The organism is Thioclava sp. (assembly GCF_048263065.1).
Classification (GTDB): domain Bacteria; phylum Pseudomonadota; class Alphaproteobacteria; order Rhodobacterales; family Rhodobacteraceae; genus Thioclava.
The window spans coordinates 72708-92103 of record NZ_JBLXEM010000007.1; the positions used below are offsets into that span (position 1 = coordinate 72708).

Annotated in this window: 16 protein-coding genes; 6 read left to right on the plus strand and 10 right to left on the minus strand. The window is 58.5% G+C overall.

Annotated features, from left to right (window positions below; genetic code table 11):
* Positions 1-228: 228 nt before the first annotated feature.
* Both ACN0SD_RS11720 and ACN0SD_RS11725 read right to left on the minus strand, forming a co-directional pair.
* Positions 229-3297 carry an efflux RND transporter permease subunit gene (locus ACN0SD_RS11720; protein WP_417808428.1) on the minus strand — a complete coding sequence of 1023 codons (3069 nt, stop codon included), beginning with the start codon at positions 3295-3297 and terminating at the stop codon, positions 229-231.
* A 12-nt stretch (positions 3298-3309) separates the two neighbouring features.
* On the minus strand, positions 3310-4488 hold the full coding sequence (locus tag ACN0SD_RS11725) for an efflux RND transporter periplasmic adaptor subunit (RefSeq protein WP_417808429.1): 1179 nt from the start codon (positions 4486-4488) through the stop codon (positions 3310-3312).
* 358 nt (positions 4489-4846) lie between these two features.
* Between ACN0SD_RS11725 and ACN0SD_RS11730 the strand changes: the two genes are divergently transcribed.
* The gene (locus tag ACN0SD_RS11730; RefSeq protein WP_417808430.1) at positions 4847-5149 is read left to right on the plus strand and encodes an antifreeze protein; all 303 of its coding nucleotides are present in this window, start codon (positions 4847-4849) and stop codon (positions 5147-5149) included.
* Positions 5150-5294: 145 nt separating this feature from the next.
* Here ACN0SD_RS11730 and ACN0SD_RS11735 read toward each other — a convergent pair whose 3' ends face one another.
* The 6 genes from ACN0SD_RS11735 to ACN0SD_RS11760 all read right to left on the minus strand — a co-directional run bounded on the left by ACN0SD_RS11735 (position 5295) and on the right by ACN0SD_RS11760 (position 11594).
* Positions 5295-6398 (minus strand): quaternary amine ABC transporter ATP-binding protein, encoded by a 1104-nt coding sequence (locus ACN0SD_RS11735; RefSeq protein ID WP_417808431.1) that lies wholly within the window; start codon positions 6396-6398, stop codon positions 5295-5297.
* The gene (locus ACN0SD_RS11740) at positions 6391-7302 is read right to left on the minus strand and encodes an ABC transporter permease (RefSeq protein ID WP_417808432.1); all 912 of its coding nucleotides are present in this window, start codon (positions 7300-7302) and stop codon (positions 6391-6393) included. The genes ACN0SD_RS11735 and ACN0SD_RS11740 overlap by 8 nt, the downstream gene beginning before the upstream one ends.
* Positions 7303-7395: 93 nt before the next feature.
* A complete protein-coding gene (locus ACN0SD_RS11745; RefSeq protein ID WP_417808433.1) occupies positions 7396-8406 on the minus strand; it encodes an ABC transporter substrate-binding protein in 1011 nt (336 codons plus the stop codon).
* A 299-nt stretch (positions 8407-8705) separates the two neighbouring features.
* Complete coding sequence (gene argE, locus ACN0SD_RS11750) at positions 8706-9857, minus strand: acetylornithine deacetylase (RefSeq protein ID WP_417808434.1); 1152 nt, start codon at positions 9855-9857, stop codon at positions 8706-8708.
* A gap of 4 nt (positions 9858-9861) precedes the next feature.
* Entirely contained in the window at positions 9862-11046 is a 1185-nt protein-coding gene (locus tag ACN0SD_RS11755) for a M24 family metallopeptidase (protein ID WP_417808435.1), read from the minus strand.
* Positions 11047-11114: 68 nt separating this feature from the next.
* Positions 11115-11594: a MarR family winged helix-turn-helix transcriptional regulator gene (locus tag ACN0SD_RS11760; RefSeq protein WP_417808436.1), complete on the minus strand. Its 480-nt coding sequence runs from the start codon at positions 11592-11594 to the stop codon at positions 11115-11117.
* A 253-nt stretch (positions 11595-11847) separates the two neighbouring features.
* Here ACN0SD_RS11760 and ectA point away from each other — a divergent pair, with 253 nt between their 5' ends.
* Genes ectA through ACN0SD_RS11780 form a run of 4 tightly spaced genes read left to right on the plus strand, consistent with a single transcriptional unit; the run spans position 11848 to position 15586 of the window.
* Entirely contained in the window at positions 11848-12378 is a 531-nt protein-coding gene (ectA, locus tag ACN0SD_RS11765) for a diaminobutyrate acetyltransferase (protein ID WP_417808437.1), read from the plus strand.
* A 43-nt stretch (positions 12379-12421) separates the two neighbouring features.
* Positions 12422-13705 carry a diaminobutyrate--2-oxoglutarate transaminase gene (gene ectB, locus ACN0SD_RS11770; RefSeq protein WP_417808438.1) on the plus strand — a complete coding sequence of 428 codons (1284 nt, stop codon included), beginning with the start codon at positions 12422-12424 and terminating at the stop codon, positions 13703-13705.
* Between the two features lie 40 nt (positions 13706-13745).
* Positions 13746-14147, plus strand: coding sequence for an ectoine synthase (locus ACN0SD_RS11775; protein ID WP_038132671.1), 402 nt, complete (start codon positions 13746-13748; stop codon positions 14145-14147).
* A gap of 8 nt (positions 14148-14155) precedes the next feature.
* On the plus strand, positions 14156-15586 hold the full coding sequence (locus ACN0SD_RS11780; protein WP_417808439.1) for an aspartate kinase: 1431 nt from the start codon (positions 14156-14158) through the stop codon (positions 15584-15586).
* Here the strand turns inward: ACN0SD_RS11780 and ACN0SD_RS11785 are convergent.
* Together ACN0SD_RS11785 and ACN0SD_RS11790 are read right to left on the minus strand one after the other, a co-directional pair.
* A complete protein-coding gene (locus tag ACN0SD_RS11785; RefSeq protein ID WP_417808440.1) occupies positions 15570-16769 on the minus strand; it encodes an MFS transporter in 1200 nt (399 codons plus the stop codon). The genes ACN0SD_RS11780 and ACN0SD_RS11785 overlap by 17 nt on opposite strands.
* An 81-nt stretch (positions 16770-16850) precedes the next feature.
* Entirely contained in the window at positions 16851-17669 is an 819-nt protein-coding gene (locus ACN0SD_RS11790) for a sulfotransferase family protein (RefSeq protein WP_417808441.1), read from the minus strand.
* Positions 17670-17816: 147 nt separating this feature from the next.
* On the opposite strand from ACN0SD_RS11790, the gene ACN0SD_RS11795 reads away from it, so the two are divergent.
* Positions 17817-19391: a DUF5928 domain-containing protein gene (locus tag ACN0SD_RS11795; RefSeq protein ID WP_417808442.1), complete on the plus strand. Its 1575-nt coding sequence runs from the start codon at positions 17817-17819 to the stop codon at positions 19389-19391.
* Positions 19392-19396 lie beyond the last annotated feature (5 nt).

Below are 19396 nucleotides of genomic sequence, written 5' to 3' on the forward strand. Positions count from 1 at the left end.
GCTAGATGAAATGGCGGTCACGCACCCCACCAAGCCTGAGTAAGGGAGGCGGGGCGCGTTTCACCTAGCGCAGTCATCGGCTCTCCAGCCTGTACTGCTCTGACAGGGTAGCAAATCAGGATGAAAGCCGGGTTAATAAAAACCGCCTTTCATCTAGCTCAAATTACTCCCCGCGGAGCGTCCCGGGCGCGCCAAACACGCGCGCGGTCCGGAAGGTAGAGCAACGGTTTAGCCCGCTTCGACGCGCCGTTTTTCTGCTGCGTCCCAAGCTTTGTCCGAGGGCGAGATGAAGGTGTAAAACATCGGCACGATGAATAGCGTGAACATCGACCCGATCAGCAGCCCCGAGAAGATCACGATACCCATGGCCGAGCGCGCAGCCGCGCCAGCCCCTTCTGCCAAGATCAAAGGCACCACGGCGAGCGCCATAGCCGCCGTGGTCATCAGGACCGGACGCAGACGAGTCTGGGCGGCCTTAACAATTGCCTGTCGCCGTGTCAGTCCCGATTGCGCGCGTTGCTGGTTGGCGAACTCGACAATGAGAATGCCGTGTTTCGTAATTAGCCCGACCAACGTGATCAGCCCCACCTCGGAGTAGATGTTGAGCGTGCCCAACCCAAGGTTGAGCGGCAGCACTGCGCCAAAGATCGCCAGCGGCACGGTCATCAAGATGATGAAGGGGTCGCGGAAGCTTTCAAATTGCGCGGCAAGCACCAGGTAGATCACCAGCACAGCCGCAGCGAAGGCGATCAGGATCGTGTTGCCTTGACTTTTCTCGATCCGTGACTGGCCCGAATAGTTCAGGAAAAAGCCCTCGGGCATGACCTGATCGGCGATGTCGGTGATTGTTTGCAACCCTTGCCCCGTTGATTGTCCGGGCAGGGGCAGGGCGGTGATCGTGGCCGAGTTAAGCTGATTGAACTGTTCGATCGAGGCTGCATTCACCCCGGTTTCGATCTTGACCAGCGCCGAGAGCGGCACCATCGCACCATTGGCCGCGCGCACATAATAGCGCCCCAGTTCTTCAGGGTTGGCGCGGAATTTTTGCGGCACCTGCGGGATGATATCGTAGCTATTGGAATCGCGGTCAAATTGCGCCACTGACGCCTCACCCACCAGCAGGCCCAATGTTGTCCCGATATCGGACACCGGCACATTCAGTGCCGCCGCGCGGTCCCGGTCGATAGTCACACTCACCTGCGGGCTATCAAAATTGAGCGAGTTTTGCACGATGATGAACTTGCCCGAGGCCTGTGCCTTGTTCTTGATTTCCTCTGCGACCTCGGCCACGCGCTTGGACGAATGGATCGATTGCAGCACGACCGAAATCGGCAAGCCCCCGCCCGTGCCCGGCAGGGAGGGCGGCGCAAAGGCAAAGCCTTGGAGTCCGGTGGATTTACCCAGATCGCCTTGGATTTCCTGCTGGATTTCTTTCTGGCTGCGGGTGCGTTCGGACCAATCCTTGAGCGCCCAGATATAGATGCCCGAATTGGTCGCCCCGCCAAAGCCTGCAATCGAGAAATCGGTGCGCACTTCGGGGATGCCAGCCGTGTCCTTGGCAATCTTGTCGATGTATTTTTGCGTGTAGTCCGTAGTTGCGTATTGCGGCCCTGTTAGCAGTGCAAATAGCGCGCCGTTATCTTCGTCCGGGGCCAGCTCGGTTGAGGTGTTCACCAGCATGAAGCCCGTCACACCCATCAGTGCGACGACGATCAGCAGCGTCACGGGGCGCACATCAAGCGATCCCCCCACGCGCCGCCCGTACCAGTTCGATAGCCGTTCGAAATTGCGATCTACAAAGGCTTGGAAGCCTTTGGCGTCGCCATGCACCAGTAGCCTGCCCGCCATCATCGGGGTGATCGTCAAGGCAATTATGCCCGACAAGATCACCGACCCCGCCAGCGCAAATGCGAACTCGCGGAACAACTGCCCCGTCAACCCGCCGGTAAAGCCCAGAGGCGTCATCACGGCGGCCAGCGTGATCGTCATAGCAACCACAGGACCCGTGATTTCCTTCATGCCCTGCACAGAGGCGGGGATCGGTTTCATTCCGTCCTCGATATGGCGGTGGATGTTTTCCACCACGACAATAGCGTCATCAACCACCAGACCGATTGCCAGCACCATTGCCAGCAGCGTAAGCAAGTTGATCGAATAACCCAGCGCCATCAGCACCCCAAGCACGCCAATCAGCGACAGCGGGATCGTCACGATGGGCATCGCGACCGAGCGGAACGAACCGAGGAACAGCAAGATCACAACCACAACGATCGCCACTGCCTCGCCGATGGTTTTGAACACCTCTTTGATCGAGGCCGAGATCGTCTCGGTGGAGTCATAGACCAGTTCGATCTTCATGCCTTCGGGGAGTGTGGCGTTGATCGCAGGCAGCTCCTTGCGCACGGCTGCCGCTGTATCCAAGGGGTTGGCTGCGGGCGTCGGCGAAATGCCAAGGAATGTGCCTTGCTTGCCGTCAAAGGTGACGATCTCGTTTTCGGCGGCTTTTGAAAGCTCGATCCGGGCGACATCGCGCAGACGTACGACTTCGTCGCCGTTAGAACGGATCGGCAATTTGCCAAAAGCCTCAGGCGTTTGCAGCGTCGATTGCAGGGTGATCGACTGGGCGACATATTCGTTTTTCGTCTTGCCCGGTGCGGACAGGAAGTTGGATGCGCGAATGGCCCCAAGCACTTCGGAGGCGGTTACCTGACGGGCTGCCAGCTTGTCGGGATCAAGCCAGATACGCATTGCATAATCGGACGCGCCGATAATCTGCGTTTGGGCTACGCCGGGGATCGTGGACATGCGCGGCTTGATGACCCGATTGAGGTATTCGGTCAGTTGCTCGGGCGTCATGTTGGGGTTCATCGCGGCGAGATACATCAGCGCGAATGTACGCCCCGTGCCCTTGACGATGACCGGATCCTTGGCATCGCTTGGCAGCTCTCCCTTGACCTGCTGCACCTTGGAAAGAACCTCGGTCATCGCGGCGTCGGAATTCGAGCCCAATTTCATATGAACCGAGATCACTGACGCAGAGGGGCGCGATTGCGTGGTGACGTAATCGACATTTTCGGTCGTGGCGACCGCAGCCGCGATCGGTGAGGTGATAAAGCCTTGGATCAGTTCCGGCGAGGCCCCGGGATAGGCGGTGGTGATGGTGACCACCGTTTCCTCGACCTCTGGGTATTCGCGCACCGGCAGGTTAAAATAGGCCTGCGCGCCGATCAGCAGCATGAAGGCACCCAGCACCATCGACAAGACGGGGCGGCGGATGAAGATTTCAGAGACGTTCATATTCAGCGCCCCTTACTGCGATTTCGCGGCGTCTTGGCCGGTGCTTTCAGGCATACCGAGCGCCTTCATCACGTCAGCCTGACTCGGGGCATCCGGATCGGGCGAGATCGTGTTGTCGATGCTCACAGTCGCGCCCGAGGTCAGCTTGTTCTGTCCGGCATTCACCACCAAGTCGCCCGCTTTCAGGCCCTTGGTGATTTCGATCAGCGTGCCAGAACGACGCCCCAAAGTGACGAAGACCTGCTTGGCAACCAGTTGCGGCTTGTCCGAGCCTTCAGGCGTTTCCTTGCGCACGACAAAGACCGAATCGCCATAAAGGTTTGAGCTGACGACCGTTTGCGGCAGCGCGATCACGTTCTTTTCCTCGGGAAGGACCACCCGGACATGCACGAATTGGCCCGGGGTCAGGCGCTCATCGTCATTGGCGACATCGGCGCGCAGGGTCACAAGGCGTGAATTGGCGTCGATCTTGGGCTCCACGCCAGTGATTTCTCCCTTGAGATCAAGCGTGCCATCTTCAGTTGTGACTTCCACGGCTTGACCGACCACGGCTTGACGCGCCTGCTGTTCGGCCAGCGTGAAATCGACGCGCATGTGGTCGCGATCTTGCAGCGTTGCAAAGGTCGCACCGGTGGCCACGTATTGGCCCAGCTCTACCTGTGGAATACCCACCACGCCGTCAAAGGGTGCAACAAGGCGCTTTTTCTCAAGCACTGCTTGCAGCTTTGCAACGCTTGCGCGGGCTTCTTGCGCGGTGGCCTCGGCTTGATCAAGGTTCGAGGTTGCCGACACGCCGCGCTGCGACAGTTCACGCGCGCGCTTGAGAGACGTTTCCGCCAGATCCAATCCAGCATTCGCAGCTTCGAGATCGGCGCGCTCGGACCGGTCGTCGATTTTCAGCAAAAGCTGACCTTTCGTGACCTTGTCATTGGATTTGAAATTGATTTCCTGCACCGTGCCGCCCATTTCGACGGCCAGATCTGTGCCTTGCGCTGCCGATGCTGTTCCGATCGCCTCAAGCCCTGGCGTCCAGGTGATCGGTTTTACCTCGCTCACGGAAACCGCGACGGGGGGTTGCTTCATCGTCGCAAAGTATTGCGCGATCATCTTGGAGCGGAACATATTGTAGCCGACGATCCCGCCCACGACGAGAACGAGCAGCACGATGGCAATGAGGAGGCGTTTGATCATTTTATAGGGTCCGTCGGTTAATTCGGTCACATTCGTGCGAGGTTCGTCGGGTTTTGAACCGGATGGTTCGCTTTGGCGGGTGGAGTCAATGCACATGGGTCACTGCATAGGCGCACAATAAACAACAAACACTAAGAACTGCTGACGAATTTGGCTCACAAAGGTGTGAAATCAAGGCGAATTGGTGCTGAGGGGCGCGACTGTGTCTTATGAGGCGCGTTTTTCATCTGATCGTGCATGACTCAACGTAAATTTCATATTGGGGTGGCGGATCGGGTACAAAGGGCACAATATTTTAACAATGATGTGTAAGTCTCGGATTTCCGGGCCTGCAATGGCAAAAAATGCGAGGCACTACATGGACCCCCTTCAAGCGATCCGTATCGGTTTCGATGCAGCAAAAATTGGCTTTGAGGCGCAATCGGTAATCGCGATGCGCCTAGCCGGCATTGCCGGGCTCTGGAATGTTCCCGAAAATGAAAATGTCCGCATGGTGCAGGAAAAGCCGATGGCCGTGCTTGAGGCGGGACACGCCGCTTTTACCGCGCTGATGAAAGGGCATACTCCTGACCGGGTGGTTTCGGAATCAATGGCCCGCATCGGCCATCACACTCAAGCGAACATGGCACGCCTGTCCAAACGCGGGCCGAGCTGGTTCTAATCGCGTCGCTTTAGAAGCGGGTCGCATTCAAGCGATCCTGACTGCGTCACCCATCCAAAACTGTTTGATTAGCGCCTTTGCGCCAAGGCTTTGGCGGAGCAAGTTGGCCTATTGCCATATGCTCCGCCAGTAAGACGCTGCCCGATCAGGCGGCGTCCTCTTCGTCCAGATCGTCATCGCTATCATCCACCTCGGACGGCGTGACCATTGCCGTCAGCATGGTATGCATGTCGATCACACCCATCGGGCGCCCATCCTTGCCAAGAACGGTCGCGCTGCGCACATCCTTGTCGGCCAGCTTGCGCGCGGCAAGTTCCAGCGTGGTCGTCCCCTTCACCCGCAGCTTGGGCAGGGCGACATCTCCCTCGGGCAGCGGGGTGGCAACGGTTGCCGCGCGGATCACACGGCCACGGTTCACTTCTTGCACGAATTCCGCGATGTAATCATTGGCAGGATGCAGTACGATTTCTTGGCCCGTGCCGACTTGCTCTACTTTGCCATCGCGCAGAATCGCGATTGTATCGCCAAGGCGCAGCGCCTCATCCAAGTCATGGGTGATGAAGACGATGGTCTTTTTCAACTCGGCCTGGAGATCCAGCAAAACCTTTTGCATATCCATGCGAATAAGCGGGTCAAGCGCCGAGAACGCCTCATCCATCAGCAAGATATCTGCGTCATTGGCCAGCGCACGCGCCAGACCGACGCGCTGCTGCATACCGCCCGAAAGCTGGTTGGGATAGTAATCCTCATAGCCCGACAGGCCCACGCGGTCGATCCATTTGCGCGCAATCGGATTGGATTTGGCGGTGTCGATGCCTTGAATGTCCAGCCCGTAGCGGGTGTTCTCTAGCACGGTGCGGTGGGGCAATAGCGCAAATTTTTGAAACACCATCGCCGTTTCGTGGCGACGAAATTCGCGCAACTCATCGGCCGTCATTTTCATGACGTCGCGCCCGTTATACAGGATTTCTCCCGCCGTCGGCATGATCAGCCCGTTGATATGACGGATCAGGGTCGACTTGCCCGACCCCGACAGCCCCATGATCACCGAGATCTGACCCGGCGGCAGTTCGAGGTTGATATTCTGCAACCCCAGCACGTGGTTGTGTTTGTCGTTCAGCTCGTCCTTGCTCATGCCGTTCTTGACGGCATCCACATAGCGTTCGGAGTTCGGGCCAAAGATCTTGTAGAGATTGCGGATCTCAATTCCCGAGCGGTTTTCGGGCGGATTGCTCGTGCTATCAGTCATGGCCGACCTCCGAATGTTTCTGCAACCGTTTGCCAAAGGCTTGGCTGGCACGGTCGAAGATAATCGCAATCGCGACAAGGGCGAACCCGTTCAGGAACCCGATCGTGAAGAACTGGTTGTTAATGGCTTGCAGAACGTTTTTGCCAAGACCGCCAACGCCGACCATCGAGGCCACGACGACCATCGCCAGCGCCATCATGATGGTTTGGTTAACGCCTGCCATGATCGTGGGCAGGGACAGCGGCAACTGCACGCCAAATAGCTTTTGGCGCGAGTTGGCACCAAACGCGTCGGCAGCCTCGATTACCTCTTTGTCGACAAGGCGAATCCCAAGGTTCGTCAAGCGGATCATCGGCGGTACGGCATAAATCACAACGGCAATCACGCCGGGCACCTTGCCGATGCCAAAGATCACCACGACCGGGATCAGATAGACGAAAGACGGCATCGTCTGCATCACGTCCAGCACCGGGCTGAGCACCGATTGAAAGCGGTCAGAGCGCGCGGCGAGAATGCCAATCGGCAAGCCAAGTGCAATCGCAATCATTGTTGCCACGGCGACCATCGCCAGCGTCGTCATCGTATCTTCCCACAGACCGAAGACCCCGATCAGCGCCATGCCGATAGCAGAGCCGATCACAATCTTGATGCTGCGCGAGGCCAGCCAGACCACGACAAGGATGACCGCGAGAACGATAAACCAAGGCGTATTGGTAAAGGCGTTCTCAAGCGTGTTGAGAAACCATTGCAACGGGCGGGTCGCCGCGTCGATCTGGTTGGAATAATGGCGCACGATGTCACGGAAACCATTGTCGATTCCCAGACGCATCAGGCGCAGGCTTTTGTCGGAGAGGGCGGGGAACTCACACAAGAGTTCCGGAAGGCCCCAGCAGGAAGCTGCCATCTATAAAGTCCTCTGGTCGCGTGCCGATAAGATTTTGCAAATATGAAGCGCGCGCAAGGAGACCCCACGCGCGCCAAAGATTTCAGGTCGCGATCAGAGCGCGTCCTCGACCTTTTTGGCCACTTCCGGGGATACCCAAGCCTTCCAGACGTCCGGGTAGTTCTCGAGGAAGTAGTAAGCCGTATCCTCGTTCGTGCCCTGATTGTCGGTCTGCCAAGCCAGGAATTTGCCCACGGTGTCGTTCGACCATTCGCGCTTGGACAGGTAGCCCATTGCGATGGCGTTCTTTTCCGAGAAGTCCTTGGTCACGACCGTGAACACATCCGACACCGGATAGGCATTCGGCACGGGATTGGGGCAGTCAGGCTGCGAGGTGCATTCGTCCCAATTCGCTTTGTCGTTGGGCACGCCGGCATCCAGCTTGACCATCTCGTATTTGCCCAAGATTGCGGTCGGGGCCCAGTAGTAGCCCAGCCAGCCTTTCTTGCGCTCGTAGGCATTCGCGATTGAGCCATCAAGCCCGGCTGCGGATCCGGTATCGACCAGATTGAATCCCTTATTCTCGGCGTCATAGGCGCGATAGAGGTTCGAGGTCGAGATTTGGCAGTTCCAGCCCGCCGGGCAGTTATAGATGCCGCCCTTCGAGGAATCCTCGGGATCGGGGAACAATTCGGGATACTTCAGGGCATCATCAACGGTCTTGATGTCGGGATGCGCTTCTTGGATGTATTTCGGGATCCACCAGCCTTCGACGCCGCCATCCTTGAGGATTTCAGCTGTGATCACCATGCGATCATCGCTGACAGCTTTGTCGAGCGCGACTTTCACGGCGTTCACCCAAAGCTCGGGGGCGATGTCTGGCTCACCTTTTTCATTCATCGACGTAAAGGTCGGCATCGTGTCGCCAGTGACCAGCGTCACATCGCAACCATAGCCGTTTTCAAGGATGATCTTGTCCACCCATGCCGCGACACCGGCCGAAGCCCAGTTCATTTCGGCTTCGGTGACCTTTCCGCATTCACCGTCAGCGGCGAATGCGGCCGGTGCGGCAAGCACGCTCAGCGGCAGTGCCAGAAATAGACTGGCGAGTGTGGAATTCTTCATGCGTATCCTCCTGTGGTGGCAGCTATTATGAAAGTAGGGCCGCGCGGGCTGCCGCCGCGGGATCGGCCATCGGGCCCGGAACTTTGACCGGGCCAGTGTCGGCAAGATGTTGCCTATGATGGGGCAAATATTGGAATTGTCAAAATCCGACATAGGCGTGTCGTAAATGGACTTCACCTTGGGCGCAACCTTTTCGACGTTACTACGTTGCGTTCAGATGAAGATACTCCCCGATTTAACGCAAGAAAATATTGGGGTTGGTGACTTGGCGCCAGAGCTGTCGGTAAGGGCTCGCGCCTCTAGTGCGGCTCGCCCAGCCGCTCTAGCATACCTAGGCATTGGGATAGTTGATCAAGCGTGACGAACTCATCCGCCTTATGGGCCTGCTCGATCGAACCCGGCCCGCAGATCACCGCGTCCATCCCGATCGCTTGAAACAGCCCGGCCTCAGTGTTGAAGGCCACACATCCCGCATGGTTTTGCCCCGTCAGCGCGAAAACCAGATCGCGCGCGGCGTTGTCATCCATTGGCTCCAGTCCGCGCACCTCTCCCACGGTCTCGGTCGCAATCCCCGCCTCGGGAGCAATGGCGCGCATCTCGGGCAGGAGGGTGTCGGCGACATAGGTGGCGATCGCGTCTTTCACGAATTGCATGTCGGCGGCGTTGATCGGGCGCATCTCCCAGTTCAACTCGGCACGTGAGGCGATCACATTATGCGACACGCCGCCATGCAAGGCGCCCACGTTCAGCGTCGTTTCCGGCGGATCAAACCGCGATCCGGGCGGACAGCGCGCCACCAACTCGGCGCGCAAATCGAACAGTCGATTGATATAGCGCACAGCGTATTCCACCGCGTTCACGCCCTTGTCGGGGGCCGAGCTGTGACCGGGCAGCCCTTCAAAGCACACGGTATATTCGCAGCACCCCTTGTTGCCATCATAGACCTGCATTGAGGTCGGCTCGCCGATGATGCAAAGCGCGGGCCTTACGTCGCGCGCGGCCAACAGCTTGACCAGCGATTGCGCGCCCAGACAGCCGACCTCTTCATCATGGGTGAAGGCGAAATGGATCGGGCGCGTCTGCGCGGCGGCGCTGAGCGTATCAAGGCTGGCAAGACATGCCGCGATGAAACCCTTCATGTCGCACGCTCCGCGCCCATACAGCTGCCCCCCGTCTTCGCGCATCACGAACGGATCATTCGACCAGTCCTGATCGCTCACTGGCACCACGTCGGAATGCCCTGACAGCACCAGCCCGCCGCTGCGCGGGGCGCCCAAAGTGGCAAAGAGATTCGCCTTCTGCCCGCTCTCATCCAGCATCACCTCGACCTGCGCGCCCCCTGTCTCCAGCCGCTCGGCGATGTAGTGGATGATCGCAAGATTGCTTTGCGAAGAGACCGAGGGAAATCCGATCAGATCGCCAAGGATCGCGCGGGTGGTGGCAAGACGCATCACCCTAATCCTTGATGAACAGCTTGCGCGGGATATGGCTCAGCGGTTCGGCGGCCCCGTTTTCACGGATCAGGATCGTCTCGGTCGTCTCCATCCCCCAATCGTCCATCCATAGGCCGGGCATGAAGTGAAATGTCATGCCGGGTTCCAGAACGGTTTCGTCGGTATCGCGGATCGAGACAGTATGCTCTCCCCAATCGGGCGGGTAGGAGCAGCCCACAGCATAGCCCGCGCGATTGGGTCGCTCGATCCCCACCTTGAGCAATTCAGTGCTAAGCGCGCGCGCGATGTCGCAGGCCCGATTGCCTGCGCGTGCCACTTCGATGCCGGCATTCAACCCCTCGGTTAGCGCCTGCGAGGCATCCACCATATGTTGTGGCGGCTTGCCCAGGAAAACCGTGCGGCACAGCGGCGCATGATAGCGGCGGTAACAGCCCGATTGCTCGATAAAGGTCGCCTCGCCCGATTTCAGCGCCTCGCCATTCCAAGTCAGGTGCGGGGCCGAGGCATCTTCGCCCGAGGGCAACATCGGCACGATCGCGGGGTAGTCGCCCCAACTATCCTCCTCGCCCTGCACGGCGGTGCGATACAGCTCGCCCACGAGGTCATGCTTGCGCATCCCCGGTTCGATCAGATCCATAGCGCGGGTGATCACCAACTCGGAAATCCGCGCCGCGCGGCGCATGAAGGTCAATTCTTCTTCCGATTTTATTACGCGGCGCCAGTTCACCAAGACGCTGGCGTCGATCATCTCGGCCTCGGGCAGCCCTTCGAGCAGAACGGCATGAGCCTTGGCGGTGTAGAAATAGGTCTCCATCTCGACCCCGATCCGGGCATTTCCATAGCCCATGATCCGCAGGCGCGATGCCAGATCCTCCATCGGGTGCGATACCTCCGATTGCACCATTATATCGTTGTAATGAAGGATGTTCTCCTCCTCCATCCAGACCGTTCGGCGCGCGCCATTGGCATCCATAAAACGACCCCACCACGAGGGTGCGCCCTCAAGCGGCAGGATCACGCCCTGATGGGTGTAAAACGACCAGCCGTCATATCCGGTCAACCAAAACTGGTTCGAAGGGTTGGTGACGAACAGCACATCGATGCCGCGTTCCGCCATCGACTGGCGCACAAGCCGGATGCGGCGATCATATTCAGACTGGCTGAAGGGGGCTTTGGCAAGCGGCATATATGGCTCCGATCGTTGATCAAGCCACAGTGGCGGTGAGGTTCGCCAGTTGCAATAGCGGTTGCGCCCTAGCTGGGACGGCCCGAAATATCGCCCCAATCCAGTACAGGTGCGGCATCAATTTCCTGCGCATCCAGCATCGAGGCGACCCGTTCAAGCGAGGCGATCAGCTGTGCCTGTTCCCAATCCTCAAGCGCCTCAAAGCGGCGCACGAAAATCTGCTGCAGCGCGTCTGGTGCATCCTCCATTGCGGCGCGCCCCTGAGGGGTGATCGCAATATCGGTCTGGCGGCGATCCTTCTGCGAGCGTTGACGCGTCAGCATTTCTTTGCGTTCAAGCTTGTCGAGCAGGGCTGTCATCGTGGCTTGGCTGACGCTCATCCGGGTGGCGATGGCTTTGGGCGTCGATGACCCGTTTTCGGCCACTACCTGAAGGACGCGAAACTGCGCCGGCGTTAGTCCCGCTGCCTTGGCTAGATCACGCCCGAACATCTCGGTTGCGCGCAGAATTCGGCGCAGCGCAATCAGGCTGGTATCAACGCGGTCCATGAGATGGCGGGCCTCTTTGTCATCAAGATGGCCCAATATTGCAGAGAGCGCCGAGGCGTTCAATTGCTTTGTTTTCCTAAGCTTACTCGTTTGGGCGAAGTTATTTTCATTTGCCATACGAATGATATCTATAGCAATTTGTCCTTTATTTAAAGGGGATTATGAGCCTTTGCTGCGCTTTTGTAGTTCGCTTGTTGAAATTTCTGGCTGGGTGGGTTACTTAGTCATTCGAAGCAAAAGAAGGACAGGAAACGTGCCGCAAATCGAGTCGATCAAGTCAAAGCCCGCTCTGGTATTCCGCAAGCCCGATGCCAAGGATGGCAGCGAGATTTGGAAGCTAATCCAGCGTTGCAAGCCGCTTGACGAAAACTCGATGTATTGCAACCTGCTGCAATGCGACCATTTCCGCGACACCTGCGTGATGGTCGAGCGGAACGGTCAGTTGTTGGGGTGGGTTTCGGGCTATATCGCGCCCTCGGACCCGCAAAGTTTTTTTGTCTGGCAAGTCGCCGTGGCGCCCGAGGCGCGGGGTCTGGGTCTTGGCAAGCGGATGCTGCGCCACCTGACTGACCGAGATGAGACGGCCGATTGCACCCGGCTCAAGACCACCATCACGAAGTCCAACGACGCAAGCTGGGGGCTATTTCGGTCCTTCGCGCGCTCGGTTGGCGGTGAGCTGACCGACGCGGCGCATTTCCACAAAGACGACCATTTTGACGGCCATGCCGCGACCGAGCACATGGTCACGATTACCTTCCCGCAAGAGGCCCGCGCCGCCGCCTAAACCGATCGCGCCGCCCTTTCATCCCAAATAGACGGAGCCACCCATGACCTCCCCTCATGACAAAACGATCTTCACCCAGCGCGAATCCAATGCCCGCTCGTATTGCCGTGGCTTCGATACCGTGTTCACCAGCGCCCAAGGCTCGGAGCTGACCGATGCCGAGGGCAACACCTATATTGACTTTCTCGCGGGCTGCTCCTCGCTCAATTACGGGCATAACGACCCGGATATGAAAGAGGCACTGATCAACCATCTGTTGGAAAACAAGATGGGTCACGCGCTGGATTTGCATACTGACAGCAAGGCCGATTTCCTGAACGCGTTCACTGATCATATCCTTGCCCCGCGCGGGATGGATCACAAGGTGATGTTCGTCGGCCCGACAGGAGCGAATGCCGTGGAAGCAGCGATGAAAATCGCGCGCAAGGCCACCGGGCGCACCAACATTATCGCTTTCACCAACGGCTTTCACGGTGTGACGATGGGCGCGCTGGCTGCGACCGGCAACGGCTATCACCGAGGCGGCGCGGGGATGGAGACGCAGGGCGTCACCCGCCTGCCCTACGACGATTACGCTGATGGCGTGGATTCGGTCGCGCTGCTTGATCAGATGCTTTCGGACGCCTCGGGCGGTGTGGATGCCCCCGCCGCGATCATGCTGGAAACCGTGCAGGGCGAGGGCGGTCTGAACGCCGCCAGCCCCGAATTTATTCAGGGCGTCGAGAAAGTCGCGCGCAAACATGGCGCGCTGTTCATTATCGATGACATTCAGGCAGGTTGCGGGCGCACGGGCACGTTCTTCTCGTTCGAGAAGATGGGTGTGATGCCCGATCTGGTGACGCAGGCCAAGTCGATTTCGGGCTTCGGCCTGCCGATGGCGCTGCTGCTTATCCGCCCCGATTACGACGTGTTCGGCCCGGCCGAGCATAACGGGACGTTCCGCGGCAACACCCATGCCTTCGTGACCGCGACCGTGGCGATCAAAAAATTCTGGGCCGATGATACGTTCCAGCGTGAGTTGGCCGTGAAATCTGACGTGCTGCGTGAGGGCCTCGCCGCCGTGGCCGATCTGGTGCCGGGCGCGTTTCTCAAGGGCCGTGGCCTCATGCAAGGCGTCGATGTTGGCACTGGTGAACTGGCGTCGGAAATCTGCGGCCTGTGCTTTGAAAAGGGTCTCGTGATCGAGACTTCGGGCAATGAAGATCAGGTGGTCAAGGTGCTTGCGCCGCTCACCACGCCGATGGAAACTTTCCGCACGGGTCTGGCAATCCTGCATGAGGCGACCAGCGAAGTGATGGCCTCGGGCACCAAGATCGCGGCAGAATAAGCGCCTCGCCGCCTCAACTACACAGATACGGAGACACGATATGATCGTTCGCGACTTCAACGAACTCAAAACGACCGACCGCGCCGTGGCGGATGCCGACTGGACCAGCGTGCGGATGCTGCTGGCTGATGACAAGATGGGCTTTTCGTTTCACATCACGACGCTCAAGGCGGGTTCGGATCACACCTTCCACTACAAGCACCACTTTGAGAGCGTCTATTGCATCTCGGGCAATGGCCATATCACCGAGCTCGACAATGGCACCCGCCACGAGATCAAGCCCGGCGTGATGTATGCGCTTAACCTGCATGATCATCACCGCTTGGTGGCAGGGGACGAAGACCTTGTGATGGCGTGCTGTTTCAATCCGCCCGTCACTGGCACCGAGGTCCACCGCGAGGATGGATCTTACGCCCCGGCTGAAGATCTCGCACAAGCATGAGGGCAGATATGACCCAGCAAAACCACACTGTTGAGAAGATCGGCGGTAGCTCGATGAGCCGCCTCAACGAGTTGCGCGAGACGTTGTTCATCGGGGATCGCAAAGAGGCCGATCTGTATAGTCGAATTTTCGTGGTTTCGGCCTTTGGTGGCATCACCAACCTGTTGCTTGAGCATAAGAAAACCGGCGAATCCGGGGTTTATGCGCAATTTGCCAAGGCCGATAGCGACCATGGCTGGCACGAGGCGTTGAACCGTGTCTCGGCGGCGATGGTCGCGGCGCATGAGGCTGTGCTCGATCATCTCGGTGATCGTGCGCAGGCGGGAGAATTCGTGCGCGAACGGATCGAGGGCGCGCGCAACTGCCTGATCGATCTGCAACGGCTGTGTTCATACGGGCATTTCCGGCTGTCCCAGCATATGCTGCAGATCCGCGAATTGCTGTCGGGTCTGGGCGAGGCGCACTCGGCCTATGTCACCACGCTTTTGCTGCAACGTGCGGGCGTGAATGCGCGGCTGGTAGATCTGTCTGGCTGGCGTGACGAGACCGATCACGACTTGGATTCGCGCATCCTGAACGCGATGAAAGACGTCGATCCCAGCACCGAAATGCCCATCGTGACGGGCTACGCGCAGTGCTCTGAGGGGCTGATGCGCGAGTTTGATCGCGGCTATTCCGAAGTGACGTTTTCGCGGCTTGCGGCGCTAACGGGCGCGCGCGAAGCGATCATTCACAAGGAATTTCACCTGTCCTCTGCCGATCCGAATTTGGTCGGCACGGGCAGCGTCCGTAAGCTGGGCCACACGAATTATGACGTGGCCGATCAGCTTTCCAACATGGGGATGGAGGCGATCCACCCGAAAGCTGCCAAGACCCTGCGTCAGGCCGATGTGCCGCTGCGCGTGACCAATGCGTTTGAGCCGGGCGATCCGGGCACGCTGATTGATGACAAGCCCGCCGATACGCCCGCCGTGGAAATCGTGACGGGGCTGGAAATCATCTCTCTCGAGGTGTTCGAACAGGATATGGTTGGCGTCAAAGGCTATGACGCGGCGATCCTTGAAACCCTAACGCGCCATGACGTGCGCATCGTTTCCAAGGCGTCTAATGCGAACACGATCACTCATTATGTCGATGCCCCCATCGAGGTGCTGCAACGCGTCGAAAAAGATCTGAGCAAGCGCTACCCTACGGCGCAAATCTCGGCGCGGATGCTGGCGATGGCGGCGGTGATCGGGCGCGATCTGCGCGGGCTTTCGACGCTGACGCGGGGTTTGCAGGCGCTTGCCGACGCGGGGCTGGAAAGCGTGGGGGCCACGCAGGGTCCGCGCAATGTTGATGTGCAATTCGTGCTGGAACGCGATGATCTGCAACCCGCGATCAAGGCGCTGCATGAGGTGTTTATTCCCGCCGAGATCGGCCTTAAGCGGGCGGCCTGATCGATACCGCCCTAAGCGGGCTGGCGCGCCGGGCATCTAGGTAGGCGATACCTAAAAACGCCAACCCGGCCACGGCCAGCGCCGAGCCGACATAGCCCGTCGCCTGCCAGCCATAGCCCGCGCTGAGCGCCAACCCCGCCAGAAATGGCCCCAGCGCATTGGCAAAATTAAACGCTGCGTGGTTGAGCGCGGCCGCCAGCGTCTGGGCATCTCCCGCGACTTCCATCAGGCGCACCTGCATTGGAATGACCATGCCTGCGGTCATGCCCAACGCCACCATGGCCAGCGCCATCGCCCGCCAATCCCCGATCGTCAGCGTATAGAGCAGCGGCATCACGACCATCCCGCACAGCAGGATTAGTCCTGCGCCAAACCGCGACCAGTCCGACAGTTTGCCCGCGATCACATTGCCAACCGTGCCGCCCACACCAAAGGCCGAAAGCGCGATCGGGATCGTCCAATCCGGCCCCGCGTGGGTCGCAATCATTGCCGCTGACAGGTAGGAATAAACGGCAAACACACCGCCAAAGCCGATCGCCCCCACCGCCAACGTCAACCAGACCGAGCGATTGGTCAGCGCGCCCAGTTCCCGCATGGGACTGGCATTGGGGTCGGGTGCAACGGCGGGCGCGGTGCGTGCGATCATCATGGCCGATCCCCCACACAGTGCCGCGACAATTGCAAAGCCCCAGCGCCAGCCGAAATATTGCCCGATGGCCCCAGCCAGCGGCACCCCGATGATATTGGCGACCGTCAAACCGCTGATCACCCACGCAATCCCCTGCGCGCGCTTGCCTTTGGGCATGAGATCGGCGGCAAACAGCATCGCCATTCCGAAATAAGCGCCATGCGGCAGCCCAGAGAAAAACCGCGCAATGACAAAGCTGGTGAAATTGGGCGCGGCCCCGGCGGCCAGATTGGCCAGCGCATAAAACGCCATCAAAGCGATCAGAAACCCCTTTCGCGGCAGCTTGGCCCCTAACACCGCCAAAATCGGCGCGCCAATAACCACCCCCAGCGCATAAGACGAAATCGCGTGCCCGGCGCGTGCCTCGGTAATGCTGAAATCAGCCGCATAAAACGGCAATAGCCCCATCGAGGCGAACTCGATCACGCCAATACCAAAAGTGCCAAGGGCCAGTGAAAGAATCACGGCCCGTGCGTCGCGGGGGCTAAGCGTCATGAGGGAGGGCTCCGCTTGCAGGAGAATTAGACCCGCCCCAAGTAGAGCGCGCCCGGATGGCGACAAGCGCCCTTACGCAGATCAGTCGCCCAGTTTCGCGTGCACTTCTTCGAGATCAATCTCACCGATTGGCATTTTGTTGTCAGGATCGTCGAAATCATATTGGAACAGCTGGAAATCCTTTTTGTAGATTTCCCAGATCAGATGACGCGAGAGATCGTCAAAATATTCGCTGATCTTATGGGCGCGCTTGGGGCCATGCCCCTCGGATTCATTGAAACGAGGCACTTTCTTCAGGTCTATTTTGACCGGCGTTTCGATGTCATCGAGCACGCTTTGCATGCCCTCATCGAATTTCTCGGTGAAAAAGATGTTGTTGTAGCGCCCGCCATTGACGATGAAGGTCGAGACATGGCCCGACATGGCCGACCAGTGGATATCGGGCTCCATCGGGCGGCGCCAGCGGATGGTATCGCGCGCAAACAGTAGGAAACGGCGGAACGAGGCGATCTGGTCGAAATCGAACTCATCCTCGGGTGAGCCGACCTCGATCCCGTAATTTTGCACCAGCTTGGGCACCAGATTGCCACGATATCGTTTGCCGTTGCGCTGAATGCCCGCGATCTTATCGAAGAAGGACGACAGGATGCGCCCATAGGGGTTGCGTACGCAGGTGAACGCATAGCTTTTATGGGTTTTCACATTCGACGTAATCAGCTTTTGGCTATTGTCTTGCGCCCACTTATGCAGGCCCTTGGTCGAGTCGTGGATATCGCCGTCAAAGAAGCGCCCGTGATCGCTATAGAACATGATCTGACCGATGGATGAGCAAGCGCATTTGGGCACCACGCGGTACACCATGCTCTCGCTTTCTGTCATCCAGGTACCTGGAAAGCCCATACGCAACCTCCGCACGCGTCAGTGTTGGCCATCTTAGCCAAGACGCAATAAATATGCCTTAAAGATCAAAGAAGCACTGTCTTTTCAACGTCAATTGACGCTAACAAGGCAGATAATGACCGCAACAAACACGGTATCGTTTCCCGAATGGCCCGAATCGCCTTCATCTTGCTGACCCATAAAGACCCCGAAGGCATTATCGCGCAAGCTGAGCGGTTGACCGCAGCGGGCGATTTCGTGGCGATCCATTTTGATGCCAGCGCGGCTCCGGCTGATTTTCGCAAGCTGCACGCGGCTCTCGACGCCAACCCCAACGTTACATTTGCCCGCAAACGGTTGAAATGTGGTTGGGGCGAATGGAGCCTTGTCGCCGCCACGCTAGAGGCGGTGAAAGCCGCCGTCGAGGACTTCCCGCGCGCCACGCATTTCTACATGCTTTCGGGCGATTGCATGCAGATCAAGACAGCCAAATATGCCCATGATTTTCTGGATGCCGAAGAGGCGGATTACATCGAGAGTTTCGATTTCTTCACCTCGGGCTGGATCAAGACCGGGATGAAGGAAGAGCGACTGATCTACCGTCACCACTTCAACGAGCGCACGCAACCCAAGCGCTTTTATGCCAGCTACAATTTGCAAAAACGCTTTGGCCTGACACGTGAGGTGCCCGCCGATATCCAGATGATGATCGGCTCGCAATGGTGGTGTCTGCGGCGTCGCACGATCGAATGGGTGCTCGATTTCGCCCGCACTCGCCCCGATGTAATGCGGTTTTTCCGCACCTCATGGATTCCCGATGAGACGTTTTTCCAGACCATCGTGCGCCATGTTGTCCCTGAATCCGAAATTCGCACCCGCACGCTGACGTTTTTAATGTTCACCGATTACGGGATGCCCGCACATTTCTACAATGATCACTATGACTTGCTGTTGGCGCAGGACTATCTGTTCGCGCGCAAAATCAGCGCCGAGGCCAGCGATCTCAAGGCGCGGCTCGGGGCACTTTGGACGCAGGAAGATACGCAATTCGCAATCTCGAACGAGGGGCGCGCGTTGCATGCGTTCTTGACCGGGCGCGGGCGCGAAGGGCGCCGGTTCGCCCCGCGTTTCTGGGAGACGGAATCGACGCTGGGGCGCGAACGCACCTTGATCATTGTGACGTGCAAAAAATGGCATGTTGCCAAGCGCTTGGTGGCCGAACTACGCAAACGCCACGAGATGACAGCGATGGAATATGTCTTTGACGAGATGGGTGAGCTGCCGGACCTTGGGGGCATCGAGAAGACCAAGGAAAAGCGCAATCGCCATCGTCGCGCGCTGATGCGGATGCTGTTTGAACATGCCGGGACGGACCGGATGCTGATTTGCCTTGATCTGGCGGCCTTCGACGTGATCCGCGATTTTGCTGCCGATAAATGCGAAACGCGACTATTGGAAATCGAGTGTTCTTTCAGTGATGACTATCTTGCTGGGCATGCGCGTCGTGTCGGGCTGGCTGGTAAGACAACGCCGCCTCAGGTGCTAGAGCAGGTGTTGCCCACGATCCGCGCCGATATGGCCTTTGAAAGCGAGCGGTTGCGCGACGCCGAGTTTGAACATTTCGCCCTGATGCGCGAGGATGGCTCGCTTGAGGATAACACCCGTGCCTTGGTCCAGACGCTCGACATCTCGCCCGAGCTGGCGCAAGAGTTGGCACAAATTGAGTATCTGTTCAAAGACTGAGGAGC

Bases quoted from the DNA above. Each gene is read 5' to 3' on its own strand.
- ACN0SD_RS11720 (WP_417808428.1), bottom strand. From the start codon at position 3,297: ATGAACGTCTCTGAAATCTTCATCCGCCGCCCCGTCTTGTCGATGGTG.
- ACN0SD_RS11725 (WP_417808429.1), bottom strand. From the start codon at position 4,488: ATGATCAAACGCCTCCTCATTGCCATCGTGCTGCTCGTTCTCGTCGTG.
- ACN0SD_RS11730 (WP_417808430.1), top strand. From the start codon at position 4,847: ATGGACCCCCTTCAAGCGATCCGTATCGGTTTCGATGCAGCAAAAATT.
- ACN0SD_RS11735 (WP_417808431.1), bottom strand. From the start codon at position 6,398: ATGACTGATAGCACGAGCAATCCGCCCGAAAACCGCTCGGGAATTGAG.
- ACN0SD_RS11740 (WP_417808432.1), bottom strand. From the start codon at position 7,302: ATGGCAGCTTCCTGCTGGGGCCTTCCGGAACTCTTGTGTGAGTTCCCC.
- ACN0SD_RS11745 (WP_417808433.1), bottom strand. From the start codon at position 8,406: ATGAAGAATTCCACACTCGCCAGTCTATTTCTGGCACTGCCGCTGAGC.
- argE (WP_417808434.1), bottom strand. From the start codon at position 9,857: ATGCGTCTTGCCACCACCCGCGCGATCCTTGGCGATCTGATCGGATTT.
- ACN0SD_RS11755 (WP_417808435.1), bottom strand. From the start codon at position 11,046: ATGCCGCTTGCCAAAGCCCCCTTCAGCCAGTCTGAATATGATCGCCGC.
- ACN0SD_RS11760 (WP_417808436.1), bottom strand. From the start codon at position 11,594: ATGGACCGCGTTGATACCAGCCTGATTGCGCTGCGCCGAATTCTGCGC.
- ectB (WP_417808438.1), top strand. From the start codon at position 12,422: ATGACCTCCCCTCATGACAAAACGATCTTCACCCAGCGCGAATCCAAT.
- ACN0SD_RS11775 (WP_038132671.1), top strand. From the start codon at position 13,746: ATGATCGTTCGCGACTTCAACGAACTCAAAACGACCGACCGCGCCGTG.
- ACN0SD_RS11780 (WP_417808439.1), top strand. From the start codon at position 14,156: ATGACCCAGCAAAACCACACTGTTGAGAAGATCGGCGGTAGCTCGATG.
- ACN0SD_RS11785 (WP_417808440.1), bottom strand. From the start codon at position 16,769: ATGACGCTTAGCCCCCGCGACGCACGGGCCGTGATTCTTTCACTGGCC.
- ACN0SD_RS11790 (WP_417808441.1), bottom strand. From the start codon at position 17,669: ATGGGCTTTCCAGGTACCTGGATGACAGAAAGCGAGAGCATGGTGTAC.
- ACN0SD_RS11795 (WP_417808442.1), top strand. From the start codon at position 17,817: ATGGCCCGAATCGCCTTCATCTTGCTGACCCATAAAGACCCCGAAGGC.